12 protein-coding genes are annotated in these 12,115 nt (G+C 33.1%); 7 read left to right on the top strand and 5 right to left on the bottom strand.

Features of this window, described 5'->3' with window-relative positions; translation table 11 throughout:
- The first annotated feature begins 199 nt into the window (after nt 1-199).
- Nucleotides 200-1,681, top strand: a complete 1,482-nt coding sequence (gene dacB / locus AC4D4A_RS09765) for a D-alanyl-D-alanine carboxypeptidase/D-alanyl-D-alanine endopeptidase (protein ID WP_490995729.1) — start codon at nt 200-202, stop codon at nt 1,679-1,681.
- A 113-nt stretch (nt 1,682-1,794) separates the two neighbouring features.
- Here the strand turns inward: dacB and AC4D4A_RS09760 are convergent, their stop codons facing one another.
- The 3 genes from AC4D4A_RS09760 to AC4D4A_RS09750 all read right to left on the bottom strand — a co-directional run bounded on the left by AC4D4A_RS09760 (nt 1,795) and on the right by AC4D4A_RS09750 (nt 4,472).
- Complete coding sequence (locus AC4D4A_RS09760; protein ID WP_490995728.1) at nt 1,795-2,022, bottom strand: hypothetical protein; 228 nt, start codon at nt 2,020-2,022, stop codon at nt 1,795-1,797.
- 828 nt (nt 2,023-2,850) lie between these two features.
- Nucleotides 2,851-3,336: a DUF4306 domain-containing protein gene (locus tag AC4D4A_RS09755; RefSeq protein WP_490995727.1), complete on the bottom strand. Its 486-nt coding sequence runs from the start codon at nt 3,334-3,336 to the stop codon at nt 2,851-2,853.
- A gap of 98 nt (nt 3,337-3,434) precedes the next feature.
- Nucleotides 3,435-4,472: an endonuclease I family protein gene (locus tag AC4D4A_RS09750; protein WP_490995726.1), complete on the bottom strand. Its 1,038-nt coding sequence runs from the start codon at nt 4,470-4,472 to the stop codon at nt 3,435-3,437.
- A gap of 417 nt (nt 4,473-4,889) precedes the next feature.
- On the opposite strand from AC4D4A_RS09750, the gene AC4D4A_RS09745 reads away from it, so the two are divergent.
- From AC4D4A_RS09745 to AC4D4A_RS09730, 4 genes are all read left to right on the top strand, one after another.
- On the top strand, nt 4,890-5,285 hold the full coding sequence (locus AC4D4A_RS09745; protein ID WP_066099998.1) for a hypothetical protein: 396 nt from the start codon (nt 4,890-4,892) through the stop codon (nt 5,283-5,285).
- Nucleotides 5,286-5,795: 510 nt separating this feature from the next.
- Nucleotides 5,796-6,563, top strand: coding sequence for an alpha/beta fold hydrolase (locus AC4D4A_RS09740; RefSeq protein ID WP_490995725.1), 768 nt, complete (start codon nt 5,796-5,798; stop codon nt 6,561-6,563).
- 334 nt (nt 6,564-6,897) lie between these two features.
- Complete coding sequence (locus AC4D4A_RS09735; RefSeq protein WP_490995724.1) at nt 6,898-8,319, top strand: hypothetical protein; 1,422 nt, start codon at nt 6,898-6,900, stop codon at nt 8,317-8,319.
- Between the two features lie 62 nt (nt 8,320-8,381).
- On the top strand, nt 8,382-8,858 hold the full coding sequence (locus AC4D4A_RS09730) for a BsuPI-related putative proteinase inhibitor (RefSeq protein ID WP_490995723.1): 477 nt from the start codon (nt 8,382-8,384) through the stop codon (nt 8,856-8,858).
- A 176-nt stretch (nt 8,859-9,034) separates the two neighbouring features.
- Here AC4D4A_RS09730 and AC4D4A_RS09725 read toward each other — a convergent pair whose 3' ends face one another.
- Nucleotides 9,035-10,009 carry an ABC transporter permease gene (locus tag AC4D4A_RS09725; RefSeq protein WP_490995722.1) on the bottom strand — a complete coding sequence of 325 codons (975 nt, stop codon included), beginning with the start codon at nt 10,007-10,009 and terminating at the stop codon, nt 9,035-9,037.
- Nucleotides 10,002-10,532, bottom strand: coding sequence for a hypothetical protein (locus tag AC4D4A_RS09720; RefSeq protein ID WP_490995721.1), 531 nt, complete (start codon nt 10,530-10,532; stop codon nt 10,002-10,004). Before AC4D4A_RS09720 ends, AC4D4A_RS09725 begins: the two co-directional genes overlap by 8 nt.
- A gap of 507 nt (nt 10,533-11,039) precedes the next feature.
- Between AC4D4A_RS09720 and AC4D4A_RS09715 the strand changes: the two genes are divergently transcribed.
- The gene (locus tag AC4D4A_RS09715) at nt 11,040-11,507 is read left to right on the top strand and encodes a hypothetical protein (protein ID WP_490995720.1); all 468 of its coding nucleotides are present in this window, start codon (nt 11,040-11,042) and stop codon (nt 11,505-11,507) included.
- Between the two features lie 157 nt (nt 11,508-11,664).
- Nucleotides 11,665-12,039, top strand: coding sequence for a DUF2750 domain-containing protein (locus tag AC4D4A_RS09710; RefSeq protein WP_490995719.1), 375 nt, complete (start codon nt 11,665-11,667; stop codon nt 12,037-12,039).
- Nucleotides 12,040-12,115 lie beyond the last annotated feature (76 nt).

The following is a 12,115-nucleotide window of genomic DNA, read 5'->3' as shown; positions in this document are numbered from 1 at the left end:
AGTACATGTGATTAGGGAGAGGATAATTAGTAGAAGCGTGAGTTCATTTTTTATGAGTGATTCTCTTTTAGGTGCTTTTATGTATAATTAATAGGACATTTTCATATTGATATCGTGGATGCCCTTTCTTGCTAATATATACTTTGCTGTTTAATAAAAGTGTTTAATACCGAAAAAATATATAAAAGGGGAGAGTCCATTGTACAAGCAGATGAAATGGTTATGTCTGTTAATGGTTGTTATGGTTATTAGTTTTAGCTCTGTCAGTCCCTTGAAAAAGGATGAGGCTTCTAATGCGGCTGGGGGAAGCCAGTTAAGCTCTAAAATCGCCAAGGTGTTAAGCCATCCTGATTTAAAAGGTGCCAGTATTGGAATCAGCGTGAGAAATGCATCTAACGGAAAAATAATTTACAAGCATAATGGGGATACCAGATTAAGGCCGGCCTCAAGTATGAAGTTAGTTACCAGTGCTGCTGCTCTTCAATTACTTGGAGAAAACTATCGTTTCAAAACAGAAATCTATACAGATGGTAAACAAAAAGGAAGCACCCTAAAGGGAAATGTTTATATCAGGGGGAAAGGGGATCCTACTCTGGGAGAGAAGGACCTAGACAATATTTCCTTAGCTCTAAAAAAGAAGGGGATAAAGAAGATTAAAGGAAATCTTGTGGCGGATGACACATGGTATGATCAAATCCGTTTATCATTGGATATGCCATGGAGTGACGAGCAAGAGTATTATGGAGCTCAAATTTCAGGATTAACCTTTTCCCCTAATGCCGATTATGATGCAGGTACAGTGATTATACAAGTTAAATCGGGCAATAAAGTGGGTAAAGCAGCCTCTATAACGGTAACACCTAAAACTGGTTATGTGAAGATATCGAACAAAACCAAAGTTGGTAAGGTTAACAGTAAAAATACCGTTAAGATACATAGGAAACATGGCAGCAATGGAATTACTGTCACCGGGAATGTCCCTCAAAATTCCGGAACTACAAAAACATGGATTTCTGTTTGGGAGCCTACTCGATATACCCTTGAGTTATTTAAAAGATCTTTAGAAAAGCAAGGCGTTAAAATTACTGGGAATTATACAGCCGGAAAATTACCAGCTAAGCATACAAAGCTTGTCACCGATTATTCACCTAAATTGGGTACGATTCTTGTACCATATATGAAGCTTAGTAATAATACAATATCTGAGGTTCTTGTAAAAGAAATGGGTAGGGTAAAAGGAAAGGTGGGAAGTTGGGATAAGGGATTATCAGTTATTGAGGGCCAGTTTACCAATTTGGGGATTGTAAATGATGCCATACTTATGAGAGACGGTTCGGGGTTGTCTCATGTAAGTATGATCTCAGCCAACGCATTAACGAATTTACTTTATAAAGCGCAAACCAAACCATGGTACAAAACGTATAAGAATGCTTTACCAGTAGCAGGTAATAGTGATCGAAGGATAGGCGGGACACTAAGAAACAGAATGAAGGGCACAGCCGCACAAGGTAAAGTTATAGCCAAAACAGGTACGATTTCAACTGTCAGTAGTTTGACGGGATATGTAAATGGAAAGAAGGGGAATAAATACGTTTTCTCCATCATTATTAACAATGCCAAGAAAGAAAAACAACTGAAGAAAATCGAAGATCAGCTAGCTGTCATTCTTGCTAGCAATTAGAACGAACAAACAATCCATTTAAATATGACCTGCACTATTATGAGCTTAAGACTATATATTTTTGGTGCAGGTCATATTGATATCTGTATTAGTACGCCATAAATCGTTTGAGATCATGAGTATAAAGTAATGAAGATTCTTAGCAGGAAAATCATCGGTAATAAAATGATAAATTTGGTCACGGAGTATTTCGATAATCCTTCAATAACTAAAATAGCAAATAAGGCGTATATGGTTATCAGTAATCCAAAAATCCAGTCATTAAAGCCAAAGTTCAACTGTAAGAAGGTTATACAAATAATCGCTAAGAAATGAAGACCATCGTACTTATCTCTGTTCAAAAAAACCCGCTCCTTTCCTTTATAGTCTATTCACGATGTAGGAATGGGAACATTTTAAAACATCATTATTCAAATAAAAATGTAACTGATACCTTAATTCAGCCACGTATTCATTACTTATATTTATACTATGTCAATTGAAGTTTTTATAACATAAGGGAGGAGACCTACATTAGGTATTACCTTATACTATAAAGTAATTGGCAAAGGTATACCTCCAATTTTTGTGAAATCCAGTTGTATATAAAATTTTAATCACTTGGAATCCTCTCCTTTAAAACAACATCTAAAAATCATGAATGTAAGTTTTGGTGATGAAACTGATAATAAGTTTCTGATTTAATTATTGAATAATCAGAATAAAGGTTTTAAGAGTTTGCTAATGAAATTGCGAGGAGAAAAACGTATGCTTGTGCCTTCTGTTGTGAAGTCTTTATTCCGAGGAATGAGAAAAAATTGGCTGAAAGAATAGGGTGGCTATTAATTTTATTTGGTTTTGAAACAGTTACTTTCCCCATATTTTTTTATTTTATAAAGATCCTTGAAGGATACCATTTTGCAATACTGGCAATTATTAATTTGGTCATTGTTTTTATTTTTATGTGTTTAGATCAAATCGAAGCTAGGAATTCATAAGAAGCTATGCCTCTTGGAATACTCCCCTTTTAAATATTCATGACAAAAACATCGACTTAGTCCATTAGACATATCGACCATGGGATTCCTTTTGCAATTCCGATAAACTCATGTTAGATACGGAGTTAAAACAAAAAATAATGAAAAAAAGGAGTGGAATTTCAACTCCTTCTATTCATTATTGGTATAATTTTATGTTTCATTTTGCTTTAATGTAGATTGTGTGTTCGTTTGAGTAAAGTGCTGATTGGCTAAGAGAGTAGATATAATAACACCTGATAGTAGGATGCTTGCATAAATAAATTTTGACGCCACATGATCAGAGAGTATCATTAAACCTGCAATCGCCATTACACAAGTCAAGATAGAAAAATAATAAGCATGCGTCCACGGGTTTTTAATACCAATATAACTGGCTAAGATGAGGATACTAATGAGACATATCAGCATAATAGCAGGAAAAAAAGGTTGAAATTTTGCAGCATAAACCAGGTAATCTAATTTTGATACTTGATCAGCATGTGAAATACTTTCTGTCGTCAGCATAGTAAATGGAGTGGACCACCGCCATTCGAATATGTCATCTCTGAGAGCACTTCCCTCATAGAAAGCGGCCATTGTTGATAAACATAGTAATAACAATGAAGCAGAAAGCGGAATAATGTTTTTAAGTTTCATTCGTATCCCTCATTTTTATAGTATGGATCATGTAGTTACCCCAAAAATATGACTGTAGTTTTCAAGTGTTAGCAAACTCTGAAAGAATATACTAATAATCATGTGAAATCCAGCTCAGGAAAATCAATATAGGGATTTCGATTCCCCTGGAGTTTAAAAATTGCCCAGTTTCGATGTTTTTCATGAAGAGTGACTGGGTGGTCATTGTGCCATTTTTTGTAAAGGTTGACATCAAGCAATGACGTTTTTTCTTCTACAATTTCATCAGGATACCTTAATAAAAAATACAAGCAAGCTCGTGCTATTTCACCTTTGCCATTTTCAGGTTCAAACCTTTGAGTGCCATCTCTCTTTCCGCAAAAGGATTTTATGACTTCTTTATAAGCCCCGGGTTTGTAGTCTTCAAAATCATAATAAGGAATATTACTTCTGAATGAATTACATTCTTTTTCACATGTAAATAAATGATGAAGATCACCAACCATGGGATGTCTTTTCTCAAACCACGATTGTGGAATGACATGTTCAATATTGAATTGGAGAGACCGTAATACGGACTCAATCAGTATTTCCTTATGTTCATGAAGTACTCCAAAATTTTCACTCAATACTTGTTTCATTTGCTGAATTGCCGCATCTTCCAGCAGTTTATCCTGTTCAATCAAATCACTTTGATTTAAGCTTTGGCCGGAATATATACTCTTTATTTGACCATCTTCACGCAGATCAACCCATGAATGGAGAGCTTTTCTGCTGGATGAATAGGAGAGCTGAGGATTATGAGTTCTTGTCAGCAATTCGTTCAGCTTAGAAACTAAATTGTCATTGGAATAGTCATTAAGTGAAAGATTTTTATAATACATATCGATAATGCTTTGGTCCTCTATTTCATCGTAATAAATTTCGTTAATCATGCCTGTAACAAGCTGGAATTCAAATTTTTCTGTAGGTCGATTCTGAAGTTGGTGGGTAATGGGTTGTGTTACATGACTAATAGAATCATAGGATACATTAAGAGTTTCTTTTATTAAACGGTGTGAGGGATTTTTATAGAATATAGCTAGTAACAATTGGACGGCATCCTGCAATATTACTTCATAGGAATGAGAAAAAGGTGGATGGATTCTTTTTTTCATCAGCTTTACCTCTTTATTTTGATAATATCAAGTATGGAAACAAATGTAAATAAATTAAGGTTACAAAATGTCTAGAGGATAAGGAGTAAATAGTTTTAATAAAATAATTGTACGATAATCATAGAATAGGTATTCACAATTGGGATCATAAAGGTCTCCAAAATAACAAAATAATTAATTATAGTTGGTACTAAAGTGATAAATCAGAGTATAAACGATCAGGCGAAAATTAGAATTAACTATTATATAAAAGGGTAGAACTATTCCTTACATAATGTAATTATTATTTCGATATGATAGTTATATTTAAAAGAAAATTCTAAATATAATTACTTTTTATATCCTTCCATATATAAGAAGACAACTTTTGGTAAACCGTTTATACTTTTAAGTACTTAGCAGAAGGAGTTGGTATTTATGGTTACAAGCACTAGTTTAGAAGTAGAAGAAGAGATTAAGGCTATACAAGCTGAACATGAAATGTTAGAAGACACGCCTGAGGATTTCTTTGAAAAAGCTCCGTATCACTACAAAAATAATTACGGTGTAAAATTTGCTGCAATCATTGAAGAAGACTCTGTATTATTTACGAAGGATGATCAGGACTGGGGAAATAAGCTTTTGAGGTTCTCAAAAGGGCAAGCTGAAGAAGCTATTATTCAATTAAAAAAAGAACAAATTGGTAAACTTGATAGAGAATCGATTAATATGCACAATCCAATGAATCGAATTTTAATCAGTATTGGAGAAACGCTTTTTTTAGCATCTGTACTACAGACTGCACTTGAAAAATGGCGCAGTCCGAAAAAATAAATATTTGAATAATGCTATTATAACGAAATAATACTTTATAGTCTCATAGACTTGTCTATGGGACTTTTATTATAGCAGCCGATGATAATTTTCCATTGAATAGAAAGTCCTTTTTCTCTTTTGGGCTTCATAAAATACTCTCAATATCGTTTGTTCCACAAAGTCATTTACTGAAAAATTCTGTATGATTAGCTATCATTCGCCTTTTGCACTACTCCTTCATTCATTATAAAAATATTTGTATATCCAGCAACTAACAGGAAATAAATGTAAGAAGTGATAAATGCTTAAACAAATGCTAGCAGGATACGATGAAATTGTCTATATGTTTGGTATCTAATAATAGATATCAGTATAAAGAAAAGATGCGTTTGGGTTTAATATATAAATAAATGTTTACGGATATTAGTTCTGGGCATACAAATAATGTGAAATACTCTAAAATTTGAAATCATAATGTGGTTCTGTTCGTATTGATAGCATATGTTAAATAACTAAAGGATGAAAAACTTGTTACATTATAAAATTTATAGTCAACAACATAAAGAATGGGTTGTTTTAGTACACGGTGCAGGTGGTAGCTCAACCATTTGGTACAAGCAAATCCGTGTATACCGTAAGCATTTTAACGTATTGGTCGTCGATCTTCGAGGCCATGGGGATTGTGAGATTGAGAACAGTCCAACTAAATATACACTTGAGTTGGTTAGTGAAGATATTTTAAAGGTGCTAGATGCAGTAAAGATTGATAAGGCTCATTTTGTAGGAATTTCACTGGGGACAATGCTGATTCGTCAATTAGCTGAAACAAACCCTGGAAGGTTCCATTCGATGGTACTAGCAGGCGCTGTTATACGTATAACGCCAAGGCTGCACTTTTTACTTGGTATCGCTAATATGTTTAAAAAAATAATCCCGTTTATGTGGTTATATAAACTATTCGCCTGGATTTTAATGCCGAGAAAAACCCATGAAACTTCACGTCATTTATTTGTTCAAGAGGCGAGAAAAATAAAGCATAGAGAATTTTTGCGCTGGTTATCACTAACTGGTGATATCGCAAGCTATTTATTGAAAATCAATGAAAAAGATACACATATTCCAACATTATATATTATGGGAGATGAGGATTATGTGTTTTTAGAACCAGTGAAGCGATTAGTAAAAAAACAATCATCAAGTCAGTTAGTCATATTAAAGGATAGCGGTCATGTATGTAATATAGATCAAGCTGCCCAATTCAATGAGATATCCTTACAATTTTTATTGACACATTGAAACAAATAGGGATAGTTGATGATAGGTTAGCGATTGGTATATTTGATCGATTAACAAATTCATTTACTAAAAGAATCTTAATCCTTTTAAATCGGTTAGTAAACCTTTTAGAGTGATGTCGTAATCTCTCTGGAAGGTTTTTTATTTTGGACTGTGAATTGGTGTGATAAAAGAATATAGTCCACTCTAAATTCATTTTAATGCTAGTACTTGTTTTGTGTATATTAAGTATCAACCATATTATTTAGCATAGCTTATTATATAAACCAATCAATAAGTTTTTTATTCCAGTATTGAGGGAAAAGAGAGATAGATAGAGATGGGGGTATATAGAATGTCTAAGATAGAAATCCCAGAGCTTCAAGTGGAACAATCCTACCTACAGTTCATCTTTCCATTTCAAATAAAGGACTCACGGAGTGAAGATTTGGTTCAGCAGTTAATAAAAGAGCAGTGGGAGTTTTTTGATTTAAGAGATACAAGTCAGGAATGCAAATTTTATGGAGATATACGAGTATCTCATGAACGCATGGAGAAATTTTTTCTGCCTAATATGGAGCCCATTTTATTTCCTCCAACTATAAAGAATAAAAATGCATTTCGTCGCTTTAGTAAAATTATCAATCAAAAGGGCTCTTTACAATCCAAGTATTTAGAAACTGACTTTCATTTAATATCTTTTGATATCTTTGTTTGTCCATATAATATTGGCATTATGAATATGCGCGTTAATTTGCCTGATCATATGAGCTATAATGATGTCCTTCATTTTATAGACCTATTCAGACAACTAGACAAACCTCATGATATAGTTATTAGGTTAGATGGAAAAGAATATTCTGAAACAAAAGGAATTATTTTCAATAAATTTTGTCCATGGCTGGAGGATCATTTATCCAAGAAAGAGCATTCAACCTATTTTGGCAGTTTACCATTTTTTATAGAAGAACGGATGCAAGTATACTACTATTTAGCTTTTGAAAAGAATACCATCCTTGATGAAATTTCTTTATACAGAGCGGCTTTAATTAAAGGTTATGATAAGGAAGGACATCCATATGCCGGTGCTAAATCGGAGGCATACATTCATCGCTTTTGTGATCAGCATGTATATGATCGATGGGGTGATTCATCCTATTATATAATCAGCAATTATGCGTTTGTTTGTCTATCGAATGAATGTGAAGAGAATAGTAGATTTATTGCTGAGCGTATGTATGGAGAAAATTTTTATACAAATATTTTATTTTTTTTCAATCGACTGCTCTTATTAGCATTATCCTATGAGAATTCCCAGCTGAGAGTGGACGATAAAAAAGGTTCTATTGAAAAGCTTATTATCCGAATTACGAATTTTTCTGCACAATTTTATCAGCCTGAAGTACATAGCCGGATTTTTGGGAAAGAAATCTATACAAAAATGAAAGAAATTTTTCATATGGATGAGCTGTATAATCATGTGAATGGAACACTTGGCAATCTCTATAAAAACCACGAAAAGCTAACAGGGAAACGACATGAATATTTACTTACGTTTTTAACTACATATACGGTTATTTCGGGAATTTACGGCATGAATCTGGTCATTGAACAGGATTGGAAGGGGAATATTAACTGGTCCCAGGCTGCTTCCTATTCCTTCTTTGAATATATTGCTTTATTTGTAGCATTATCCGGAATTGCGTTGGGTGGAGTGTTAGGAATCGTAACAGTCTATAAATGGATAAAGGAAAAAATAAAATCAAAGAATGATTGAGCAGGGGAATGGCAGATGATTGTAGAACCTAACAAACAAAGCAATTATAAGGATGTGTTAGTTTGAAAAAAAGTCTAAGCTTCATTTTATGTATCCTCCTGTTGGCAGCATGCGGGCAAGAATCCAGTCCAAACAAAGGAAGTGATGATAAACCAGTGAATGTAGATAAGAATACAAATCGTGTCAATGATGCAAGTTTAACGTCAAGCTTAGTCCAAAAGAACAAAGCTGAAAATGATTACTTGTTCGTATATACAGTTGAAAACGAGACAGAGAAACCGATTAAATTAACGTTTAATAGCGGCCAAACCTTTGATTATATTTTAAAGGATCAAGCGGGAAAAACGATCATCCAGTATTCAGAAGGAAAATCCTTCATACAGGTTATTACTGAAAAAGAACTGGTTAAAGGAGCACAATTAACGCATGATATCCATTTGAAAGACCTTGAACCTGGAGAATACACTCTAGAAGCATGGTTAACAGCCAAAGGGATGAAGGATGACTCCAGGAAAATAATTAAGTTCAAAGTAGATTAATGAAGAGAGGGTACCAATTTATGTTATCTTGGAATCCCCAACCTACAAATCTATGTAAATAAATAGCCCAACCGTATTATATGATATGGCTGGGCTATTTTAAATGATTTGTTCCTAAGGTTAATAGATTTAACCTATCTTATTAAACTAACGGGGCAGTCACATTTATTTTTTTGTCATGTTTCTATCTTCTTCTTAGCAAAACGTTTTCTTGGCTTAGATACTTTAGGTATATATATAGCCTTATTATTTATCACATCTTTAAACCCATTTAACATCATTTGAGCGGATAAGATTGTCAAACCTAGAAAAAGAATTGGCACAAGCGTTAACCAAGGATCTGTTATCATATTCGCATAATATTTACCAATCAAGCCTGACCATTCATATGAAATAGAATAAGTATTCCCTTCGGAGTCCATATAAGTACCGCCAAAGAAAATTTTCAGCACTCCTAGATGAGCTAATACCACTAATACTTGTATGTATTGCTGAATCAAAATAATAAAGAGGTTTTCTTTTAAATGAGGAATAATATGTTTTCTTAATTTATGTAGATTGCTTCCACCTAATACCATAGCTGCTTCCATAAATTCTTCATTAAAAAGTTTTTTGATTTCATTAGCTTGATAGATGGCCAGTGTGGGTACCGCATAAAAAGTTAAAATACCAATTTCGAACATTGCTCTTTGCCAAAATGGATATTCAGAACCTAATGAACCAAAGACCAATACGCTAAATAAAACAAAATTGGCCACTAATGTTAAAGGAATTACTGTGATAGGATTAAATATCTTTTCAAACCAACGGATATATTTTCTGAAATAAACTCCTACTATCGCACCGAATATTATCGAAAATAATACACGCAGGAATGCAATGAGAAGAGCGATTCCTATCGTAAACTTTGCTCCGTGTATAAGCATATGTAATAAATCTCTACCTCCTGAATCAGAACCAGCTATAAACCAATGTGTAAACGGCTGGTATGGGGGAGTATCTACTATATTCGCTTGATTGTCCATATACATAGGCACTGTTCTAATTTGACTGTCGTTAAATATGGTATTAGTCAAACTCGAAACTAATAAAATAGCTACAAAAGAGAATCCAATCATAAAAGTTTTGTTTTTTAGTAAGAGTTTAATCATTGGCTTCTCCTCTTACAATCGGAGGGATTAACCAATCGCATATGCGATAAATAAGATATACCGGTAAATATATCATCAATATACCTACCACAAATATTTCTGCTGATTTATGGCTATATATAAAATACATAATCCCCGTCATATTAAACATATATTCTAATATGATTAAATTGGATATGACAAACCAAATCGCTGTTTTAGAATAATGGTATAAACTGAATAATACATTTTTAAATATATGAATATTGAATATGTAAAGTGATGTCATTCCCTTAGAAACAGCATATTCTACATATAACTTTCCTTCTTCTTTCTCGAATTGTTGTATTAAAAATTTGGTCAATAGCAAAGTTAAAGGTAAACAAAGACATACGACTGGTAGAAAGAATGCCCGATCATCACCAGCGGAAGCAACATTATATATGAGTGTACCTGTATTTTTGTAAATCACAATAGCAAGAAATTGAAGTACGATTATATAAAATATATCTGGCAGGGACTCAATAATAGTTAGAAACCACATAATCTTACTTTTTACTGTTTGAAAAGCTAATAGGATTAGGTAAGTTAATAAGAATGCAAGTACGGTTGATATTAAAAGTGATGCAACAATCAGTAGGACTGATTCTTTATAATGGTAGAATATTTGTGGAAAAACTGGCCTTTGGAGGCCCATCCCGTAAGTGATATCCAGAGGGTGTAATAAAGATAGAAAAGTGTTTCTGATTTCTACTATGAAAGCAAAAAAATTAACAGATATATTTCTTAAGAGTGTTGGCAATGCGCTAACGCAGATAATAACAAAAATGGCTATAAGCACTTCTGTTATCATTACTGCGGTTTTTTAAAAATTATAATAAAACCATCTCCTTTACTTCTCCTAATTTTTGGATATAATTTCATCATAATTATATCTATCTTTTTTGTCTATCATTTATTTGTTCGTTTCCAGAATACAAAGCTTTAAGTCTATTTACACGAATATATGGATATTTAATAAAAGGAAGTTTGTTGAAATAACGGAGAGGAAGTGATTAATATTAAAAGGTTTCTGTCCATATTTTTGGTTATATTTCTTGTAACTTTAGTCAGCTGTTCACCAGAAAAAGAAACCGAAAATAATAAACCAAAAGAAACCGTAATGAATCAAGAATGGCAAGTTCGTAATGAATATAAAAAAGATGGCAGGATTATATTAACGGTAAATCCAGAACCCAATCTAATAGCAGGTAAACCATTTGGATATGTATTCCAGTTCACTGCCCCTTTTAAAACCTTTGAGGGTAAAGAATTAGTTATATATGCCTATCATAAAGAAACAGAAGAGAAGATAACGGCTCTAAATCCAATAAAGATAAAAGAGCCATCGCCAGGTTATTCTACTTTAGAACGTTTTACAGTTAATTTTGAAGTTCCTCAAAGTGGGTTATGGCGTTATGAAGTTATATTAGACAATAATTTTTATGCAGACGTTGTTTTTTCAATTAAGGATAAATAATGTTATAGAGCTGACATTGGTATTGATTCAAAAAAATCTATGCCTTATTTCGGTGAATTTCTTATAAAGGTAAGGGCAGGTCGGCATAAGAAAGCAGGACTTCTATTGTATCTGTCGAATAAATTTAATTTATATGTCGAGAAAAGGAATGGTCTATATGAAGTTAATTAAACAATTTATATTAAAACGTCCTGCTGAAAAAAGACTTACTTATTTTTATGCTATGGTTGTTACGGATGAACAGGTGTGGCTGCTTCGTGATAAAAATAATGGCGACTTATTACTATTAGAAGATGAAGGAGAATATCATTTTTTGCTTCCAGTTTGGCCAAGCCGAAGTTTTGCTGAAATAGAGGCTGCTAAAATAGATCATCATTCATACGAAGCTTTTAACGTTCCATTAACTGAATTTTTAGATGATATACTTGTTGATATTGAAAATGACCGTGGTATTGCAGTGATTTTTCCTAACGGGAAAGATTCGACCATTCAAACACGTGACGAAATTAGGGAAATGATTCGTAATCTATAGAATAGGATTTTCCTACTGGCATGTAGTAGGTTAGTTGAATAATAAATGGATTTAATTTGTACAGTGAAAGGGAAAT

The sequence above is a fragment of the Pradoshia sp. Z5_111 genome, assembly GCF_058267535.1.
This window is presented reverse-complemented; position numbering and strand designations above follow the sequence as displayed.